Origin of the sequence: Streptomyces kronopolitis (assembly GCF_014646275.1) — a bacterium.
Taxonomy (GTDB): Bacteria; Actinomycetota; Actinomycetes; order Streptomycetales; family Streptomycetaceae; genus Streptomyces; species Streptomyces kronopolitis.
This window is the reverse complement of sequence record NZ_BMND01000064.1, coordinates 1-18,668: the sequence shown is the minus strand read 5'-3', so window position 1 is coordinate 18,668 and position 18,668 is coordinate 1. Positions and strand designations below refer to the sequence as shown.

16 protein-coding genes, 2 tRNA genes and 1 pseudogene are annotated in these 18,668 nt (G+C 71.7%); 6 read left to right on the top strand and 13 right to left on the bottom strand.

Annotated features, from left to right (window positions below; genetic code table 11):
• On the bottom strand, positions 1–633 hold a 633-nt coding region (locus IEY78_RS32740), incomplete at its 3' end, for a TetR/AcrR family transcriptional regulator (protein ID WP_229700321.1).
• On the opposite strand from IEY78_RS32740, the gene hisN reads away from it, so the two are divergent.
• Both hisN and IEY78_RS32730 read left to right on the top strand, forming a co-directional pair.
• Complete coding sequence (hisN, locus tag IEY78_RS32735) at positions 598–1,401, top strand: histidinol-phosphatase (RefSeq protein ID WP_189104569.1); 804 nt, start codon at positions 598–600, stop codon at positions 1,399–1,401. The genes IEY78_RS32740 and hisN overlap by 36 nt on opposite strands.
• Before the next feature lie 152 nt (positions 1,402–1,553).
• Positions 1,554–1,955, top strand: a complete 402-nt coding sequence (locus tag IEY78_RS32730; protein WP_189104572.1) for a CBS domain-containing protein — start codon at positions 1,554–1,556, stop codon at positions 1,953–1,955.
• Positions 1,956–2,131: 176 nt separating this feature from the next.
• On the opposite strand, the gene IEY78_RS32725 is transcribed toward IEY78_RS32730, so the two are convergent.
• Entirely contained in the window at positions 2,132–3,595 is a 1,464-nt protein-coding gene (locus IEY78_RS32725; RefSeq protein ID WP_189104567.1) for a catalase, read from the bottom strand.
• Between the two features lie 160 nt (positions 3,596–3,755).
• Here IEY78_RS32725 and IEY78_RS32720 point away from each other — a divergent pair, with 160 nt between their 5' ends.
• A complete protein-coding gene (locus IEY78_RS32720; RefSeq protein ID WP_189104565.1) occupies positions 3,756–4,175 on the top strand; it encodes a Fur family transcriptional regulator in 420 nt (139 codons plus the stop codon).
• Between the two features lie 343 nt (positions 4,176–4,518).
• On the opposite strand, the gene IEY78_RS32715 is transcribed toward IEY78_RS32720, so the two are convergent.
• From IEY78_RS32715 to IEY78_RS32700, 4 genes are all read right to left on the bottom strand, one after another.
• Positions 4,519–4,592, bottom strand: a tRNA-Met gene (locus tag IEY78_RS32715).
• 117 nt (positions 4,593–4,709) lie between these two features.
• Positions 4,710–6,512 (bottom strand): tetratricopeptide repeat protein, encoded by a 1,803-nt coding sequence (locus tag IEY78_RS32710; protein ID WP_373294294.1) that lies wholly within the window; start codon positions 6,510–6,512, stop codon positions 4,710–4,712.
• Positions 6,513–6,769: 257 nt separating this feature from the next.
• Positions 6,770–6,843: transfer RNA gene (locus IEY78_RS32705), tRNA-Met, on the bottom strand.
• A gap of 109 nt (positions 6,844–6,952) precedes the next feature.
• Positions 6,953–9,760, bottom strand: coding sequence for a UPF0182 family membrane protein (locus IEY78_RS32700; RefSeq protein ID WP_189104563.1), 2,808 nt, complete (start codon positions 9,758–9,760; stop codon positions 6,953–6,955).
• 214 nt (positions 9,761–9,974) lie between these two features.
• Between IEY78_RS32700 and IEY78_RS32695 the strand changes: the two genes are divergently transcribed.
• The gene (locus IEY78_RS32695) at positions 9,975–10,529 is read left to right on the top strand and encodes a PPA1309 family protein (RefSeq protein ID WP_189104562.1); all 555 of its coding nucleotides are present in this window, start codon (positions 9,975–9,977) and stop codon (positions 10,527–10,529) included.
• Positions 10,530–10,571: 42 nt separating this feature from the next.
• Here IEY78_RS32695 and IEY78_RS32690 read toward each other — a convergent pair whose 3' ends face one another.
• From IEY78_RS32690 to IEY78_RS32675, 4 genes are all read right to left on the bottom strand, one after another.
• The gene (locus IEY78_RS32690; protein WP_189104561.1) at positions 10,572–11,672 is read right to left on the bottom strand and encodes a YlbL family protein; all 1,101 of its coding nucleotides are present in this window, start codon (positions 11,670–11,672) and stop codon (positions 10,572–10,574) included.
• Positions 11,673–11,792: 120 nt separating this feature from the next.
• Complete coding sequence (locus IEY78_RS32685; RefSeq protein WP_189104560.1) at positions 11,793–11,975, bottom strand: hypothetical protein; 183 nt, start codon at positions 11,973–11,975, stop codon at positions 11,793–11,795.
• Positions 11,976–12,225: 250 nt separating this feature from the next.
• Entirely contained in the window at positions 12,226–12,705 is a 480-nt protein-coding gene (locus IEY78_RS32680) for a molybdenum cofactor biosynthesis protein MoaE (RefSeq protein ID WP_189104559.1), read from the bottom strand.
• Positions 12,706–12,809: 104 nt separating this feature from the next.
• On the bottom strand, positions 12,810–13,961 hold the full coding sequence (locus IEY78_RS32675) for an SDR family oxidoreductase (RefSeq protein ID WP_189104558.1): 1,152 nt from the start codon (positions 13,959–13,961) through the stop codon (positions 12,810–12,812).
• A 192-nt stretch (positions 13,962–14,153) separates the two neighbouring features.
• Between IEY78_RS32675 and IEY78_RS32670 the strand changes: the two genes are divergently transcribed.
• Both IEY78_RS32670 and IEY78_RS32665 read left to right on the top strand, forming a co-directional pair.
• Complete coding sequence (locus tag IEY78_RS32670; protein ID WP_189104557.1) at positions 14,154–15,635, top strand: zinc-dependent metalloprotease; 1,482 nt, start codon at positions 14,154–14,156, stop codon at positions 15,633–15,635.
• A complete protein-coding gene (locus IEY78_RS32665) occupies positions 15,632–16,162 on the top strand; it encodes an NUDIX hydrolase (RefSeq protein ID WP_189104555.1) in 531 nt (176 codons plus the stop codon). Before IEY78_RS32670 ends, IEY78_RS32665 begins: the two co-directional genes overlap by 4 nt.
• 79 nt (positions 16,163–16,241) lie before the next feature.
• Here the strand turns inward: IEY78_RS32665 and IEY78_RS32660 are convergent, their stop codons facing one another.
• The 3 genes and pseudogenes from IEY78_RS32660 to IEY78_RS32650 form a co-directional block, all read right to left on the bottom strand.
• On the bottom strand, positions 16,242–17,000 hold the full coding sequence (locus tag IEY78_RS32660) for an AIM24 family protein (protein ID WP_189104553.1): 759 nt from the start codon (positions 16,998–17,000) through the stop codon (positions 16,242–16,244).
• Positions 17,001–17,019: 19 nt separating this feature from the next.
• Complete coding sequence (locus IEY78_RS32655; protein WP_189104551.1) at positions 17,020–17,703, bottom strand: AIM24 family protein; 684 nt, start codon at positions 17,701–17,703, stop codon at positions 17,020–17,022.
• A gap of 11 nt (positions 17,704–17,714) precedes the next feature.
• Positions 17,715–18,668 (bottom strand): annotated as a pseudogene (locus tag IEY78_RS32650) (AIM24 family protein); the annotation flags it as partial.

The window sequence follows — 18,668 nt, the reverse complement described above, 5'->3', positions numbered from 1 at the left end:
GGGCGCCCCACCCGCCGCGGGGCCGGCGGGCGCCGTCGGGGCGGGCGGCAGCCGGTCCCCCCAGCAGCCGGTCAGGGCGGCTCTGACCAGCGGGTTGGCGCGTGCGGTGCGCAGCGTCCAGGCGGCCGCGGCCACCACCCGGCCCGCGGCGTCGCCCCGCCCACCGCCCGCCGCTTCTCCCCGTATCCCGCCCGCCGGGGCGCGGCGCGACAGCGCCCGGGCCACCCCGGCCAGGCAGTTGTCGGTCTCCCGGCGGACGAGGGCGCGGGCCAGCCCCTCCTTGCTGCCGAACTCGTTGTACAGCGTCTGCCGGGAGACCCCGGCGGCGGCCGCGACCTCGACCATCCGCACGGCCGCCCAGGGCCGGTCCGCCAGCGCCGTGTACGCGGCGTCCAGCAAGGATTCACGCGCTGCGGGCATCCGTCGCCTCCCCGGGCCGACCGGCCCGGCCGGCCGGTGTGCGCACAGAATTGACGGGGCGCCAGATGCTGTCAAGGGTCGCCGCGGCCGCCACCCGGCGGCGGGGTCCGGGGCGTCACACGCCCGGCGGCGCATGGCCGTGTGGCTCCCGCCCATACCAGTGGATACTGTTCGCACATGCCCGACTATCACGATGATCTTCGCCTCGGCCATGTCCTCGCGGACGCCGCGGACGCCGCCACCATGGAGCGCTTCAAGGCCCTCGACCTCAAGGTCGAGACCAAACCGGACATGACGCCGGTGAGCGAGGCGGACAAGGGCGCCGAGGAGCTGATCCGCGGCCAGCTCCAACGGGCCCGGCCACGGGACGCGGTGCTGGGCGAGGAGTTCGGCAGCGAGGGCGCGGGGCCGCGCCGCTGGATCATCGACCCGATCGACGGCACCAAGAACTACGTCCGCGGGGTGCCGGTCTGGGCCACGCTGATCGCGCTGATGGAGCGCGGCGAGGGCGGCGACCGCCCGGTGGTCGGCATCGTCTCCGCGCCGGCGCTCAACCGCCGCTGGTGGGCCGCCGAGGGCCTGGGCGCCTTCACCGGCCGCAGCCTCACCTCCGCGAGCCGGCTGCAGGTCTCGAAGGTCGGCCGCATCCAGGACGCGTCGTTCGCGTACTCCTCGCTGACCGGCTGGGAGGAGCGCGGCAAGCTCCCCGGCTTCCTCGATCTGAGCCGGGACTGCTGGCGCACCCGCGGCTACGGCGACTTCTGGCCGTACATGATGATCGCCGAGGGCTCGGTGGACATCTGCGCGGAGCCGGAGCTGTCGCTGTGGGACATGGCGGCCTGCGCGGTCGTCGTCAGCGAGGCCGGCGGGCGGTTCTCCGGCCTGGACGGCAAGCCGGGCCCGCACAGCGGGAACGCGGCCGCCTCCAACGGTCTGCTGCACGAGGATCTGCTGAGTTATCTCGGCGATTCCGCCCACTGACCTGCACAAACGGCCACTATTCGGACGTTCGTCCAGCACTTACCCCTTGTTGCCGCACCACGAGCATGTGAACATGAGAATCCCCCACTTTGTGAACTTGTGAATCTCTTCGCAAGGCACATTCACCAAGGAGGTGGCTCCCTTCCATGCCCATGCACGTCAAAGACGCCATGAGCACGGTGGTCCTCACCATCGGGCCCGCTCACACCCTCCGTCAGGCGGCACAGCTGATGGCGGCCCGCCGCATCGGCGCGGCCGTGGTCCTCGACAGCGACACCAGCGGCATCGGCATCCTCACCGAACGCGACATCCTCAACTCGCTCGGCGCGGGCGAGAACCCCGACCGGGAGACCGCCCAGACCCACACCACCCCCGACGTGGTCTTCGCCGCCCCGGACTGGACCCTGGAGGACGCCGCGGAGGCCATGGTGCGCGGCGGCTTCCGCCACCTGATCGTGCTCAACGACCAGGAACCGGTCGGCGTGGTGTCCGTGCGCGACATCATCCGCATCTGGTCGACCACTACGGAGCGGGCCCGCGCCGTGCCCGCCTGAAGGCCGCGCGTCCCCTCGGCCGGGCACACGAAGAGGCCGGAGCCCCATGGCATCCGGCCTCTTCGGCTGTTACGGCAAGCGGCAGTTGAGCACGCCCACGGCACGCGGCCACCCCGGCGAAGGGCCGGAGAACCTCCCGGTGTCAGCCGGGAGGCTCAGCCGCGGCAGGGGACCACTCAGCCGCGCAGGGCCTGGACCGCGGCCTCCAGCCGCTTGCCGTAGTCCGCGTCCGCCTTGCGGAAGTTCTCGATCGCCCGCTGTGCGATGTCGTCACGGGAGACCTGCGAGATGAAGCCCGCGAGGTTGTCGATCAGGCGCGACTTCTCGTCCTCCGACATCAGGCGGTAGAGGTCGCCGGCCTGCACGAAGTCGGTGTCCTCGGCGTGCGAGGGCGCCTCCTGCTCGCCGGTGGGGCCGGCTACGGTGGCCGGCTGCCACAGCGGACGGCCGGTCTCGACCGGACCGCCGAAGCTGTTGGGCTCGTAGTTCTTCCGGCCCGCGTGGCGGCCGTCGTAGAGCACGCCGTCACGGCCGTGGGTGCGCGCCTCGGCGGCGTGCGGGCGGTTCACCGGCAGGTGGTCGGCGTTGATGCCGACGCGGTAGCGGTGGGCGTCGCCGTACGCGAACAGGCGCCCCTGGAGCATCTTGTCGGGGGACGGGCCGATGCCCGGCACGAAGTGGTGCGGGGAGAAGATCGACTGCTCGACCTCGGCGAAGATGTTCTCCGGGTTGCGGTTGAGCTCCAGCTTCCCGATCTCGATCGGCGGGTAGTCCTCGTGCGGCCAGACCTTGGTCAGGTCGAACGGGTTGAAGCGGTAGGAGGCCGCCTCGTCCGCGGGCATGATCTGCACCTGCACCGTCCACGACGGGAACTCGCCCCGCTCGATGGACTCCCGCAGGTCCCGCTGGTGGCTGTCCGGGTCGAGCCCGGAGGTCTCGGCCGCCTCGGAGGTGGTGAGGTTCTTGATGCCCTGGTCGGTCTTGAAGTGGTACTTGACCCAGAAGACCTCGCCGGCCTCATTGTTCCACTGGAAGGTGTGCGAGCCGTAGCCGTTCATGTGGCGGTACGAGGCGGGGATGCCGCGGTCGCCGAACAGCCAGGTGACCTGGTGGGTCGACTCGGGCGACAGACCCCAGAAGTCCCAGACGTTGTCCGCCTCCTGCGAGCCGGTGTACGGGTCGCGCTTCTGGGTGTGGATGAAGTCGGGGAACTTGATGGCGTCCTTGATGAAGAACACCGGGGTGTTGTTGCCGACGAGATCGTAATTGCCCTCTTCGGTGTAGAACTTCAGCGCGAAGCCGCGCGGGTCGCGCACCGCGTCGGCCGAGCCGAGGTTGCCCGCGACGGTGGAGAAGCGCAGGAACGTCTCCGTCTGCTTGCCCACCTCGGAGAGGAAGTTGGCGCGGGTGTACTTCGTCACGTCCGCGGTCACGGTGAACGTGCCGTAGGCGGCGGCGCCCCGCGCGTGCACGATGCGCTCCGGGATGCGCTCGCGGTTGAAGTGCGCGAGCTTTTCGATCAGGAGCTGGTCCTGGATGAGGCCGGGACCGCCGGCGCCGGCGGTCTCACTGTTCTGGTTGTCCCCGACCGGAGCGCCGGACTCCGTGGTCAGCGGTCCGGTGGTGCTCTCTACCGACACGTGCGCCTCCTGAAAAGTCTTCTCCACCTGCCTTGGCTTCCGCCGCTCACGATCCTACATTGGACAATGTCTAAGTCAAGAAGAATGCGAAATCGGTACTCGATCCGGTGATGGACCTACCACTGCTACCCTGGCTTTATCTGACTGATGGGTGAATGGCATGAGTGACCTGCTGGAACGTCTCCGAGGACGCGGCTGGCGGCTGACCGCGCAGCGACGCGTCGTCGCCGAGGTCCTCGACGGGGACCACGTCCACTACACCGCCGACGAGGTGCACGCGCGGGCCTCCGACCGGCTCCCCGAGATCTCCCGCGCCACGGTCTACAACACCCTGGGCGAGCTGGTCTCGCTCGGTGAGGTGCTCGAGGTGAGCACCGACGGCCGGGCCAAGCGCTACGACCCCAACGCGCACCACGACCACCAGCACCTCGTCTGCTCGCGGTGCGGCACGATCCGCGACGTCCACGTCCAGGGCGACCCGCTCTCCGCGCTGCCCGAGCCGGAGCGCTACGGCTTCCAGGTCTCCGAAGTCACCGTCACCTACCGGGGCATCTGCCCCAAGTGCAGCGGCCCGTCCTGACCCCGCGGGGCGCCGGCTCCCGGCCGGGCCGCCCCCGCCGCACCGCACGCCGCACGACCCGCCGAGCCCGCGCCCATCCGGCCGCGGGCTCCTTCGCGTGCCCGGACCGCCTACCGGTCCCACCGCTGCCGTCACACCGCCACACGTCCGCACACGGCACCCCTGCCCACGCGCCGCCCGGCCGAATCCGCCATGGCGCCGCACCTCCGGAGCCCGACGCTTTCCGGCCACCGCGCGCACCGCGCCCGGGCCGGGGCCGCCCGCGGAATGCAACCCACGCCGCACCCGGACGACGGCATGACGAAGGCCCGGATTCCAGAGGAATCCGGGCCTTCGTCTTCAGTAGCGGGGACAGGATTTGAACCTGCGACCTCTGGGTTATGAGCCCAGCGAGCTACCGAGCTGCTCCACCCCGCGTCGTTGTGCCTTTACTCTAACCCCGGCCCGACGACCAGCGCAAATCCCTTCCGCGCGCTCCGGGGCCCACCCTGCGGCCCGGCCCCGGACCGGGCCCCGTGGACCCGGCCCCGGGCGTCAGGCGCTGAGCTCCTCCTGGAGCGCCGTCCGCAGCCGTGCGGCGCGCTCGGCCACCTCCGGCGGCCCCAGCTCGACGGCCCGGGCGCACCAGCTCTGCGCCTCCGCCAGCGCCCCGCGCCGAGCCGCGAGCAGCGCCAGCCGCAGGGCCGCCCGGCCGTGCCCGCCCTCGGCGGCGCGCTGCCACCACAGGGCGGCCTCGGGAAGGCTGCCCTCGCGGGCCAGCAGCAGCCCGAGGTTGAAGGCTCCGTTGCGGCTGCCCGCCTCGGCCGCCGCGCGGTAGCGGTCCGCGGCCTCGACCACATCACCGCGCGCCGCCGCAAACATGCCCATGCGGACCTGGGCACGGCGGTGCCCCTGGGCCGCGGCCCGCTCGTACCACTGCATGCTCTCGTCGTCGGCCGGGCGCTCGCCGTCCGCGAGCCCCTCGCCGGCGGCCGACGCCTGGCGGTCGAGGAGGTCCGCGAGCCGGAAGGCCGCCTCGGGGCTGCCCCCGCCGGCCGCGCAGCGCAGATTGCGCTCCGCGTCCTGGAGTTCGCCCTCCCGCAGTTGCACGATGGCGACCTGGAGCGCCGCGTCCGTGTGCCCCGCCGCGGCCGCCCGCTCGTACCAGGCGTGCGCCGTACGCTCGGCGCCCCGGCCGGCGTGCAGGATGCCGAGGTTGAACGCGGCGTCCACGCTGCCCGCCTCGGCCGCCTTGGAGAACCACGGCTCGGCGCCCGAGGCGTCTCCGCGCTGGAGCAGCAGGATGGCCAGCGCGTTGGCGGCCTCGCGGTGCCCGGCGTAGGCGGCGCGGCGGTACCACTGCTCGCCCCGTCCCTCCCGGCCCTGCGCGGCGCACAGCAGGCCGATGTTGTAGGCGCCGTTGACGTCCCCGGCGTCCAGGGCGGCGCGGTACCAGCGCTCGGCGGTCTGCAGTTCGCCGCGGTCGGCGTGGAGGGCGCCCAGCGCGTTGGCGGCGTTGCCGTCGCCGTCCTGGGCGGCGCGCCGCCACCATTCGGCCGCGCTCTCCTCGTCCCCGGCGTCGCGCAGCAGGAAGCCCAGCGCGCAGGCGGCGCGGGCCTCACCGTCCTTGGCGGCGGACAGATACCAGCGGCCCGCCTCCTGGACGTCCCCGCGGTCCTCCAGGAGCGCGCCCAGCTGCAGCGCGGCCCGCCGGTGGCCGCGCGCGGCGGCCTGGCGGTACCACTGCTCGGCCTCCTCCTGGCGGCTCAGCTCGCCGTACGCGGGCACCGCGCGGTGGTCCTCGTCGCCGCCGTCCTCGATGAGCCGGGCGAGGCGGTACGCGGCCTCGCGGTGGCCGCGCTCGGCGGCCGTGCGGAACCAGCGTCCGGCCCCGATGTCGCCGCGGTGCTCCAGGAGGTCGGCGAGCGCGTAGGCGCCCAGGCAGTGGCCGGACTCGGCGGAGTGCCGCAGCCAGTACTCGGCGGCCGGCTCGTCGCCGCGCTCGCGGTAGTGGCGCCCCAGGGCGTGCGCCGCGGCGGCGGAACCGGCGACGGCGGCGATCCGCCACCAGCCGCCCGCCTCGTCCGCGTAGCCCCGCTGGTGGAGCAGGACGCCCAGATTGTTCGCCGCGGCGCGGTCACCGGCGGCGGCCGCGGAGCGCAGATGCGGCTCGGCGCCGTCGAGGTCACCGCGGCGCAGCAGCAGCGCGCCCAGCGCGCTCATCGCGGCGGTGTCGCCCGCCTCGGCGGCCCGGCGGTGGCCGGACTCGGTCACCGCCTCGGACGCCTCGGCGGCCTCTGCGGCCTCCATCGCGTCCATCGGCATCTCGGATTCGCGCCCGTCGCCGGGCGCATGCACAAAACGGTCTGTCTCCAACAACCTTGCCTTGTCCCCCATAAGACCCATCGTCGCATCACCCGTTACCCGCGTACACCTGGTATACCGCAGCAAGTGAGGTCACTTCAGCGGTTTGTCGACTTCCCGACACGACGACTTGGCAAACTCAAGCACACACCTACCCCACATCGGCCGCACGACCCGGCCTTGACCGATATCGGCCGGAACACACGACGAAGGCCCGGATCCCTTGAGGGATCCGGGCCTTGGCCGTTCAGTAGCGGGGACAGGATTTGAACCTGCGACCTCTGGGTTATGAGCCCAGCGAGCTACCGAGCTGCTCCACCCCGCGTCGTTGTGTCCACAAGGTATCACGGCACGGGGCCGCCCCCGGACCGGCGCGGCCCCGTGCCGCCGGTTCACACCGGCGGCACGGGGCCCGGGAGGTCGTGCCGGCCGGCTCAGCCGCCCGGCTTGCCGCCCTTCTCGGACGCCTTCGCCGCCCGGTCCAGCGCGGCCTTGAGCTTCTTCTGGGCCTCGCCGTAACCGGCCCAGTCGCCCGCGGCGCGGGCCTTCTCGCCCTCGTCGTAGGCCTTCTCGGCGTCGGACAGGGCCTGCTGCACCGTCTGGCCGGAGGGCTGCTGCCCGGTGTCGCTGCCGCCCGGTGGCTTCTCGGTGCCCGTACTGGGCGCCTTCTTTCCGAAGACCACGTCCAGCGCGTCCTTGAGGGAGTCCTCCAGGACGGGCTTGTTGTCGCCGTAGCTCACCAACACCTTCTTCAGGAGCGGGTAGTTGGTGTTGGCGCCGCGCAGATAGACCGGTTCGACGTAGAGCAGACCGCCGTCCAGGGGCACGGTCAGCAGATTGCCGTACTCGATCTCCGAGTCGCCGAGCTTCTTGAGGATGTTCAGCTCATTGGCGATGTTCGGATCGGAGTTGAACTTCGACTGCACCAGCTGCGGCCCGGGCACCGGCGTCTGCGAGGGGAGTTTCAGCAGTCTGATCCTGCCGTAGTCCGGACTCGTCGCATTGGCGTCGACGGCCATGAACGCACCGAGGTTGTCCCGCTTGTTGGGTGTGAAGGTCGTCGTCAGCGAGAAGGTCCGGTCCTTCTGGTCCGGCATCTTCATGCTCAGGTAGTACGGCGGGACGGCGTTGCCCGACTTGGTGGTCGGGTCGTTCGGGATCTGCCAGCGCTCGGACCCGGTGTAGAAGGTGCCGGGGTCCGTGACGTGGTAGGTCGTGAGCAGCTGCCGCTGCACCTTGAAGAGGTCCTGCGGATAGCGCAGGTGCTCCCGCAGCGACGGGCTGATGGCGCTCTTCTTCTGGACCGTGCCGGGGAAGGACTTCATCCACGTCTTGAGGACGGGGTCCTTGTCGTCCCACTGGTAGAGCTTGACCGAGCCGTCGTAGGCGTCCACCGTCGCCTTGACGGAGTTGCGGATGTAGTTGACCTGGTTCTGCTGGGCCACCACCGCCCGCTGTCCGTCGGTGAGCGAATCGGCCGTGCTGTCGCCGAGCGTGGTGCGCGAGGCGTACGGGTAGCCGTTGCTGGTGGTGTAGGCGTCCACGATCCACTTGATCCGGCCGTCGATGACCGCCGGATAGGCGTCGCCGTCGATGGTCAGCCAGGGGGCGACGGACTCCACGCGCTCCTTGGGGGTGCGGTTGTACAGGATCCGCGAGCCCTTGCCGATCGCGCCGGAGTAGAGGATCTGCGGCTCGCCGAACGCCACGGCGTAGGCGGCGCGGTTGACCGGGTTGGCGAGGCTGACGCCGCTGGTGCCCCGGTAGCTGTAGCTCTTCTCGCCGCTGTCGTCGGAGTAGTCCAGCTCCTTCTGCGGACCGCCGACGATGGAGTACTGGGTGGTCTTCTCGCCGTAGTAGACCCGCTGCTGGTACGAGCCGAGCTGCCCCTTGGCGGGCAGGTCCGACTCGGTGTACTTCGGGCCGCCGCCGTCGGCGGCCTCGGTCCCCTTGGCGGCGACCGCGCCGTAGCCGTGGGTGTACTTGAAGTGGTCGTTGATCCAGTTGCGCTCGGGGATGCCGGCGATGTTCAGCTCACGCAGACCGATGACGGTGTCCTGCTCGGCACCGTCCTTGTCCTTGTAGCGGTCGACGTCGAGGGTGGAGGGGAACTGGTAGTACCCGCGCACCTGCTGCTGTTGCTGGAAGGCCGGCGAGACCACGTTCGGGTCGAGCAGCCGCAGGCTGGCGGTGGTGTCGGCGTCGTCGCGCAGCCGCTGGCTGTCCGCCTTGTCGGCGGGCTTGTAGTTGCCCTTGTACGGGGTGACCTCGGAGTCCTGGATGCCGTACGCGTCCCGGGTCGCCTTGATGTTCTGCTTGATGTACGGCGCTTCCTTGGCCTGCTCGTTCGGCTGGACCTGGAACTTCTGCACGATCGCCGGGTAGAGCCCGCCGATCAGGATCGCCGAGAGCACCATCAGCCCGAAGCCGATCACCGGCAGCTGCCAGGTGCGCCGCCACAGCGTCGCGAAGAACAGCACCGCGCAGATCGCCGCGATGAAGAACAGGATGGTCTTCGCCGGGAGGTAGGCGTTGGCGTCGACGTACCGCAGGCCGGTCCAGTTGTCGGCCGACTTCAGGCCGCTGGACTTGACCGCGAGGCCGTACCGGTCGAGCCAGTAGGCGATCGCCTTGAGCGAGACGAAGATGCCCAGCAGCACCGACAGATGGCCGGTCGCCGCCGCCGTCGCCCGCGAGCCGGGGCTGGTCAGCCGCAGCCCGCCGTAGAGGTAGTGGGTCAGCGCCGCGGCGACCAGGCACAGCACCGCGCAGGCGAAGCCGAAGCTCAACAGGAAGCGGTACCAGGGCAGATCGAAGGTCCAGAAGGAGATGTCCTTGCCGAACTGCGGGTCCGTCTTGCCGAACGGCACGCCGTTGACCCACTGGAGCCAGGTGCGCCACTCGCCGGAGGCCGAGGCGCCGGCGATCAGGCCGATCGCCGCCGTGATCCCGATCAGCGCCCACTTCTTGAACGGCGCGATGCCCATCCGGTAGCGGTCCAGGCTCTGCTGCTCCATGGACATCGCGCTCAGCGGCGGCCGCAGCCGGTGCGCCAGCCAGATGTTGACGCCGACGCACGCGGCCATCACCACGCCGAAGGAGAAGAACAGTCCGATCTTGGTCCACAGGGTGGTGGTGAAGACCGAGGAGTACTTGACCGATCGATACCAGAGCCAATCCGTCCAAAACCCCGCAAACATCACGAAGAGCATGGCCAGTACGGCCAGCACACCCAATGTCATGAGCAGGGTCCGGATCCGCCGCGATGGTCGGCCGACTCTGATCCGTGGCCCTGTCGGGCCTCCGCCGCGGTCCGGCATCTGGAAAGCCAAGGTGCGCACCTCGAAGTTCGCTGTCGTGTGGAGCAGGCCCGGCGATAGTAGGACCCACTGATGCAACTTACGAAGGCTTTACCCGGTTCCCGATTTCGGGGGGATACAAGGCACGATGTGCAGCATGACCAACCTCCCCGTTGACGGCACCCCCCTCGCCGCCGACCCCCTGACCCGCGCGGTGCTCGAAATCGACGAGTACAGCGCCGGGCTCGGCTGGGACCAGCCCGCCCGACTGTTCGCCCTCGTCGACACCGCCAAGCTGCGCGCACAGGAGCCCTCGCTCGCCGCTCAGCTCGGCATCGACGACTCCACCACCGCTTCCCTGACCCCCGTGGAGCAGGACGAGATCCCGGCGGGCGTCCCGCTGGACGAGTTCCTGGCCACCATCGCCTGGCCGGATGCCGTGAGCGGCTGCGCACTGACCGTGGAGCGGCTGATGCTGCCGCCCTCGGCCGAGGACTCCGAGCCCGCGGGCATGAACGAGGCGCAGCTCGCCACCTGGGTCGCCGAGCATCCGGACCGCCAGGAGGTCCGGATGACGGTGGCCGTGCTGCGCGACGGGCGCCGCGAATCGGCGCTGCGGCTGCGCGAGAAGGACTCCACGTCCGAGGTGCTCACCGGCGCGGCGCTGGTACCGGGCCTCGCGGACGCGCTGTCCGCCACCTTCGAGGGCTGACCGCCCGGGCCGGGCCGTGGCGCCCGGCCCGCGGCCCGCCCGCTAGGACTTGCCCGCCGGCCCGCAGCCGGGCAGGCCGGCCAGATCGCCCTTGCGTATCTTCTCCAGCGCCTTGACGGCGTCGCCGATGGTGTCGACCTTCACCAGCCGGAGCCCGCTCGGGGTGTCCTTGGCGGCGGTGGCGCAGTTGTCCTTGGGCGTCAGGAAGAACTCCGCGCCCTTGTCGCGCGCGCCGACCGTCTTCATCGAAATACCGCCGATGGGGCCGACCTTGCCCTTGTCGTCGATGGTGCCCGTGCCGGCCACGAACTTGCCGCCCGTCATGTCCCCGGGCGTGAGCTTGTCGACGATGCCCAGGGCGAACATCAGCCCGGCGCTCGGGCCGCCGACATCGGCCAGCTTGACGTCGATGGGGAACGGGAAGATGTGATCGGCCGCGGCCTGGATGCCGACGACGGCGCGGCCGTCGTCCGCCTTCTGCGTGGTGATCGTGACCTGCTTCTGACCGGCGGTGCCGGGCTTCTTGCCCTGCTTCTCGGCCGCGGCGGCGTCCTTGGCGGGGATGATCGTGAAGACCACCGGCTGGCCGGGCTTGTGCCGGGTGACGAGCTTGGCGACATCGCCGGTCTGCTTGACCGCCGTGCCGTCCACCGCCTTGATCACATCGCCGGCGTGCAGCCGCCCGTCGGCCGGCTTGCCCTTGAGGACGGAGCCGACCACGGTCTGGCCGGCCACCGGGATGTGCAGCTGGCCGAGGGCGGCGGCCTTGGCGCTCTCCTGGGACTGGCTGAACTCCTCGGCGTTCTCCTGGTCGGCCTGCTCGGCCGTCTGCCCCTCGGGGTAGAGCGTCTTGTGGGGCACCACGGCGTTGTCGTGGTCGAGCCAGCCGTACACCGCCTCGAAGAGGTTCATGGTGTAGTCGGGGCCGGTGACGCGGACCGTGGTCATGTTGAGGTGCCCGGTCGTCGGGTACGTCTTGCGCCCGGAAATCGCCAGCACCGGCTCGCCGTCGTGATCACCGAGTGTGTTGACCGTGGGCCCCGGCGACATCTCCGAGTACGGCACGGGGATCAGCACTCCCGCGCAGAGCAGCGCGATCAGCATCAGGGTCGAGGCGAGCAGCGTCGCGGTGCGGCGTGGCATGGAACGACAGTACGGGACGGGTATGACAACCGGCCCGCGGGGCCGTCCGTACGAGGGCCCTTCGGCGGCCCGCGCGGGGCCGTTGCCGGGGCGCCTCGCGGTGCGTGCGTACGGACGTTCTCAGGCCGGGTCCGAGGCGGGGTCGGGGACGGCGTGCTCCTTCTCCATGGCGTCACGGAACCGGGCGTAGCCCGCGAGCTCGGCCACGTCACCGGTCTTGCGGTTCCGCAGGGCCCAGCTGCTCCACACCGCGGCGATCAGTCCGGCACCGACCGGAATCAGCAGCCACAGGAGTGCACCCATCAACGACCTCCCAACCCCTAGTTCGACGAGATCGACGAATAAGCAGATTAACCATCTGCTGGGTCAACGCTCACGCCAGGGGGCGGGTTACGCAACTGGAACACAACGCACCGGTTCGCCGCGTCCACGCAGGCCACAGGCCTCGCGCCGGCGCGGTCCGCGCCCGCCCCGTCTGTGATCCCGTCTGCCCCGCGAACGCCTCGTCACGCCCCCCGGATTCCCCCGGAAAACTGCCGCCCCGAGGAGGCGTTCAGGCCCCCACCCACTCCTCCGTACCGTCCGAGAACGTCTGGTGCTTCCAGATCGGCACCTCGTGCTTGAGATCGTCGATCAGCTTGCGGCAGGCCTCGAAGGCCTCGCCCCGGTGCGGGCAGGACACCGCGACGACCACGGCGAGATCACCGATGCGCAGCTCGCCCACCCGGTGGACGGCGGCCAGCGCCCGCACCGGGTAGTCGGCGACGACCTTCTCGGCGATCCGGCGCATCTCCGCCTCGGCGCTGGGGTGCGCGGAGTAGCCCAGGCCGTCGACGTCCGAGCCGTTGTCGTGCGAGCGCACCGTGCCGACGAACAGCGCGGTGCCGCCGGCCGCGGCGTCGCCGACGGCCGTGAACACCTCGTCCACCGACAGCGCGGTGTCGCGGATCTCCAGGAGCCGGATCGGGTCCGCGGCGGCCCGCTCACCGGGGTGGTCGCGGCCGGGGGACGAAACGGAGGGAGTGCCAGACATGGGTCCATCGTGCCGCACCGGGGGCCGCGGCGGGAATGGCCGTTTCCGCCCGTGGTGCGGACCGCCGTCTGGAGACTCCTCCAGGCCGACGGCCCGGCCCGCGCTCAGATACGGCGGCGTGCCTTGCGGGCCCGCCGTACCAGGGCCGCGGTGCCCAGGAGGGCGACGGTGGCGCCGGCGGCACCGGCGGCCGTGGCGTCCTTGCGGCCCAGGCGGCGGCCGGCGACGGTGTGCCGCCCGGCGACCTCCTCCAGGAGCTCGGCGAGCACCTCCTCGTTGGTCCACCGGGGCCGCCAGCCCGCGTCGTGCAGCCGGCTGCCGCTGACCACCCACGGGTACATCGTGTAGGCGAGGTCCCCGGCGGGTGACGGCGTCAGCCCGATGCGGTGCAGGCGGGCCGCGGCGCCCAGGGCCACCGAGGAGGGCAGCTCCATGCGCCGGATACCGGTCAGCTCCTCGACCTCCTCCTGCTCCAGCCAGCCGTCGCAGCCGACCGCCAGATCGCCCTCGACCTTCTCCAGCGCGGCGTGCTCCAGGGCGCTGACCAGGTCCTCGACGTGGCAGAACTGCCAGGCGGGGCGGGAGCCGGCCACGACCAGGAGGCGGGGCGACTCGAAGTACCGGGTCAGCGCGGTGTCGGTGCCGCCCACCAGGACGGCGGGGCGCAGCACGGTGACGTTCAGCCCCGGGTGCGCGCGGGGGGCGCGGTGCGCGAGGTGCTCGATCTCCAGCAGGTCGCCGACGCCGGTGGCGTCCGCGGTGGCGCGCAGCTCGGCGTCCTCGGCCAGGGGCACGTCGTTGTCGGGCAGCGCCCCGTAGACCATGGCGGAGGTGCACAGCACCACGCGGTGGACACCGGCGGCAGCGGCGGCGGTGAGCACGGTCTGGGTGCCGCGCACGTTGTAGGCGGTGCGGGCCGCGGCGTCGGTCTCCAGGTCGAGGTCGAGTGCGAGGTGGACGACGACGTCCGCGCCGCGCAGTTTGTCGGCGATGGCCGGGTCCCGGACGTCCAGGACGTGCCAGTGCGCCTCGGCGGTGTCACCGCGCCGCTCGTCGATGGCCACCACCTCCTTGACCTCGTCGGAGTCGACCAGGGCGCGGGTGAGCAGCGCACCGACCCCGGAGGCGGCTCCGGTGACGGCGATGACGGGCCGGCGTGGTGGCCGGCCCGCGGCGCCGCCTGCGGGGTCGTCCGCCTTCTCGGTCGGGGCCGCAGCGTTTCGCGCTGCGCGAACGGTCGGATCTGGGGAACTCACCGGGCGTCTCCAGCGGTTGTCTTCAGTGCGTACGTGTGGTCATGCGTACGCACCAGGTGGCGTCCATCCTGCCGCAGCCACCGGGACAGCGAAGCACCGAGCCCCGAAGCGGCCCGGGTGTCTACGCTGGAGGTGATGTGGGCAGCCCGCCGTCGGCCACCTGGTCGGCGGCCCTACGAGCCGAGGAACCCCGTGAGTGACACCCCATTTGGATTCGGCCTTCCGCCGGAGGAGCCGGAGGACGGCGACAACGGCAAGAAGAAGGGCGGCCAGGGAGGTAGCCAGGGCCCCGCGGACCCCTTCGGGTTCGGCGGCGGGAGCGGCGGCGCGGACAATCCGTTCGCGGCGCTCTTCGGCGGCATGGGCGGCCCCGGCGGCGAAATGAACCCTGGCGACCTGGGAGCGGCCTTCCAGAAGCTCGGCCAGATGCTCTCCTACGAGGGCGGCCCGGTGAACTGGGACATGGCCAAGGACATCGCGCGGCAGACCGTCGCGCAGGGCGCCGAGGACGGCAGCAAGGACGCGAGCCTGTCGCCGGGCGAGCGCAGCGCGGTCGAGGAGGCCGTGCGGCTGGCGGACCTGTGGCTGGACGGGGTGACGTCGCTGCCGTCGGGCTCCGCCGCGGTGGTGGCGTGGAGCCGCGCCGAGTGGGTCGAGGAGACCCTGCCGGTGTGGAAGGACCTGGTCAACCCGCTCGCCGAGCGCGTCGGGGCGGCGATGGGCGATGTGCTCCCCGGGGAGATGCAGGCCATGGCCGGCCCGCTGCTGGGGATGATGCGTTCCATGGGCGGCGCGATGTTCGGCACCCAGATCGGGCAGGCGCTGGGCGTCCTGGCCAGTGAGGTCGTCGGTTCGACGGACATCGGACTGCCGCTGGGCCCGGCCGGCAAGGCCGCGCTGCTGCCCGGCAACATCGCCTCGTTCGGCGAGGGCCTGGGCGTGCCCCAGGAGGAGGTGCGGCTGTATCTGGCCCTGCGCGAGGCCGCCCACCAGCGGCTCTTCGCCCATGTGCCGTGGCTGCGCTCGCATCTCTTCGGTGCGGTCGAGGGCTATGCGCGCGGCATCAAGGTCGACACCACCAAGCTCGAGGACGTGGTCGGCCAGATCGACCCGCAGCACCCCGAGGAGCTGCAGAACGCCCTTCAGCAGGGCATGTTCCAGCCCGAGGACACCCCGGAGCAGAAGGCGGCGCTGGCCCGGCTGGAGACCGCGCTGGCGCTCGTCGAGGGCTGGGTGGACGCGGTGGTGCACGCCGCCGCCAAGCCGCATCTGCCGTCGTCGGACAAGCTGCGCGAGACGCTGCGCCGGCGCCGGGCCAGCGGCGGCCCCGCCGAGCAGACGTTCTCGACGCTGATCGGCCTGCAGCTGCGGCCGCGGCGGCTGCGGGACGCCTCGCGGCTGTGGGCGTCGCTGACGGACGCGCGGGGCCTGGAGGGCCGCGACGGCCTGTGGGAGCACCCGGACATGCTGCCGACGGCGGCCGACCTGGACGACCCCGACGGCTTCGTGCACCACGAGCAGGCGGACTTCTCCGAGCTGGACAAGATGCTCGGCGAGGCCGCGAGCGGCGGCAAGCCCGATCTGCACAAGCCCGCCCCGGAGAGCAACGGCCCCAACGAGGCCCCCGGAGAGGGCGGGGCCGACGGCGACAGCAAGGGCGACGGCGAGAAGTGAGTCTGCACGAGGACGCGGCGCGGGTGCTCAAGGAGTGGCCCGCGCCGTCCCCCGACCAGGAACAGCTGCGGCTGGCGTATCTGGCTCATCTGGCTGCCCATCGGGACGGCATGTGGAAGCCCTGCAAGGAGGGGCATCTCACGGCCAGCGCGCTGGTGATCGACCCGGCCGGCGGCCGGGTGCTGCTCACCCTGCACCGCAAGCTGAAGATGTGGCTGCAGATGGGCGGCCACTGCGAACCGGAGGACGCCTCGCTCGCCGGGGCGGCGCTGCGGGAGGCCCGGGAGGAGTCCGGGATCGCGCGGGGGCTGACGCTGCTGCCCGGCGGTCCGGTGCGGCTGGACCGCCACGGCACGCCCTGCGCGGTGCATCTGGACGTGCAGTACGCGGCGCTGGCGCCCGCGGGCGCGGTCGCGGCGATCAGCGACGAGTCGCTGGACCTGCGGTGGTTCGCGTATGACGAGGTGCCCGGCGTCGCCGACGCGTCGGTGGTGCGGCTGGTGGAGCGCACCCGCGCGCTGCTCTAGGCAGCGGCTGCCCCGCGGCGCCCGTCCCGGTCTTCCCGGGGCGGGCGCCGTCGCCGTCCCTCACGGGGCGCCGGCGGGGTCAGTTGGTGAAGATGTTGCCCTGGTTGTGTCCCCGGGCGCCCTGCTGGCCCATGCCGAACTGGGCGGCCATGCCGGCGCCCAGGACGGCGTTCTGCGGCGGCAGCAGCTCGCTGGGCTGGACCAGCGCGTAGCCCTGGCCGAGGAAGCTCAGCTCCCAGCCCTCACCGGTGTTGCCGCGGCGGCGCCACACCCCGGAGGAGTGCGTCTGCGCCTGCATCTGGACGCGCAGCGAGGCGGACCAGGCGACCACCGCGTCGGCGTCGGCGTTGACGTACTTCTCGGGCGTGACCTGGAGCATCAGGGGCTGGCCGGAGGTCATCAGGACGACCTTGCCCTGCCCGGAGATGTTGAGCTGGTACTTGCCGGTGCCGGAGATGCCGTACTGGCTGTCGACGGCGACGACGTCCCAGTGGAGGCCGGAGTCCAGCGCGAGGACGTAGCTGCTGTCGACGGTGAGGCCGTCGTGATCGACGTCGACGACATGGACGTGCTGGGCGAGGTTGGCCAGGTAGACCGTGCCCTGGCCGGAGACGCGCATCAGGTCGAGGCCCTCGCCGGAGTGGGCGCGGGCCCGGTGCTGGCCGGGCGTCTGGTAGTTGCCGTCGAATTCGAGCAGCCCCTGGTAGGCGACCATCGCGCCCTTGCGGGCGAGGAGGTCCTCGTGGCCCTGGAGGGCGACGCGCAGCAACTGGTTGTTCTGCAGGGCGTAGCGGTCCTGGGTCTGTGCCTCGGTGAAGGCGAAAAGCGGACTCTGCATGGCGTGTTCGTCCTCCCCCTCAGCCCCGGGCCCGGAGCCGGTCGGTGCTGTCCTCGCTGGGCTGGACGACGACGAACCCCTGGCCGGAGAAGCCCAGTTGGTACGCCTCGCCGCTGCCGCGGCCGATCATCGAGGACGCCTTGAAGCTGCGCTTGCCCTTCATCTTCAGATGGGTCGACCAGGCGACCAGGGCATCGGGGTCCACATAGGTCTCGTCCTCGCCGCGGCCGCAGTCGACCACGACGGGGGTGCCCCGGGAGGTCAGCGCGACCCAGCCGGTGCCGGAGAGCCCGACGTTGAAGAGCCCCTGGCCGGCGAACTTCGCCATGCCCTTGACGCGCTGCACTCCCCACTGGAGCCGGGTGTCGAAGGCGAGGAGATTGGTGCCGTTGACGGACAGGGCGTCGTCGTCGAGATGGATGCAGACGACGTCGGCTCCGTAGTCGGCGAGGTAGAGCACGCCGTCGCCGGAGCACTTCATCAGGGGCGCGCCCTCGCCGGTGAGCCACTGGGACGCCATCTGGCGGACGGCGGGAGGGTTCGGCTCGTACTGGACGAAGCCCTCGTAGGCGACCATGGAGCCGGTGCGGGCGAAGATGTCCTGGCCGCTCTGCATGGCGATCTTCACCATGGCGCTGCCGTGGTTCTCCATCCGGGCGGCGGACGGGGTCGGGGCGTGGCCCGACAGCTGCTGCTGGTTCATGACGGGCTCCCTCAGACCTCGTAGGGCTGGACGACGATGAAGTTGCCGGGCGCGCCGCGGAACTGGAGGTTCACGGTCTCGCCGGAGTGGCCCGGGAAGGCGTGCCGGCGCAGGCTGACCTGGCTTGAGATGATCACCTGCGAACCGGCGGACCAGGCCACGATGGCGTTGGCGTCGGCGAAGGTGGTCGGGGTGACCGGCAGCACGACCGGGGTGCCCTGGGTCTTGACGACGAGGGTGCCGGTCCCGTGGAACTGCATGGTGAACAGGGCGCCACCGGGGATGCCGTGGCCCTCGATGCGGCGGACCTCGTGCTGGAGCGACTCGTCGAAGGCGAGGACGCTCTCGGCGGACACGCAGATCGCGTCGCCCTGCAGCTCGATGGGGTGGACGTGGGCGCTGTTCTCCGCGAAGAACACCTGGCCCTGGCCGGTGCAGCGCATCAGCTGCATCTCCTGGCCGGTGGCGTTACCGACGATCCGGCCGCGGAAGCCGGCGCCCTTGTAGCCGAAGTCGACCTTGCCCTGGTAGAGCACCATGCTGCCCTGGCGGGCGAGCACCGGCTGGCCGTCGACGCCGAGGTCGACCCGGATCAGCTTGCTGTTCTGCGGGGTCCAGCGCTGCCCGGTGGGCGCTTCCTTGTACTTGTCCAGGACGGCGCCGAGGCCGGGGCCGCCGCCCTGGGGGACCGCCGGGGCCTGAGCGCCGGGATACGGGGCGCCGGGCGGCGGCGCGGGCTGCCCGTAGGGCGGTGCCTGCGGGGCCTGCTGGCCGGGGAAGCCGCCGGGGACGGTCTGCGGGTGGCCGTACGGGTCCTGGCCGGGCGCCGGCTGCCCGTAGGGGGCGGGCGGCTGCTGCCCGGGCACGCCGGGCGGCGGTACCGGCCCTGCGGGCGGGGCCAGGGGGGCGGCGATGGTGGGCGCGTTGTGCACCTGCGGGGCGGTGGGCGGCGCGGGCGCCGGCTA

Excerpts from the sequence above, each read along its gene's own strand:
- hisN (WP_189104569.1), top strand. The coding sequence starts at position 598 with ATGCCCGACTATCACGATGATCTTCGCCTCGGCCATGTCCTCGCGGAC.
- IEY78_RS32730 (WP_189104572.1), top strand. The coding sequence starts at position 1,554 with ATGCACGTCAAAGACGCCATGAGCACGGTGGTCCTCACCATCGGGCCC.
- IEY78_RS32720 (WP_189104565.1), top strand. The coding sequence starts at position 3,756 with ATGAGTGACCTGCTGGAACGTCTCCGAGGACGCGGCTGGCGGCTGACC.
- IEY78_RS32700 (WP_189104563.1), bottom strand. The coding sequence starts at position 9,760 with ATGACATTGGGTGTGCTGGCCGTACTGGCCATGCTCTTCGTGATGTTT.
- IEY78_RS32695 (WP_189104562.1), top strand. The coding sequence starts at position 9,975 with ATGACCAACCTCCCCGTTGACGGCACCCCCCTCGCCGCCGACCCCCTG.
- IEY78_RS32690 (WP_189104561.1), bottom strand. The coding sequence starts at position 11,672 with ATGCCACGCCGCACCGCGACGCTGCTCGCCTCGACCCTGATGCTGATC.
- IEY78_RS32685 (WP_189104560.1), bottom strand. The coding sequence starts at position 11,975 with ATGGGTGCACTCCTGTGGCTGCTGATTCCGGTCGGTGCCGGACTGATC.
- IEY78_RS32680 (WP_189104559.1), bottom strand. The coding sequence starts at position 12,705 with ATGTCTGGCACTCCCTCCGTTTCGTCCCCCGGCCGCGACCACCCCGGT.
- IEY78_RS32660 (WP_189104553.1), bottom strand. The coding sequence starts at position 17,000 with ATGCAGAGTCCGCTTTTCGCCTTCACCGAGGCACAGACCCAGGACCGC.
- IEY78_RS32655 (WP_189104551.1), bottom strand. The coding sequence starts at position 17,703 with ATGAACCAGCAGCAGCTGTCGGGCCACGCCCCGACCCCGTCCGCCGCC.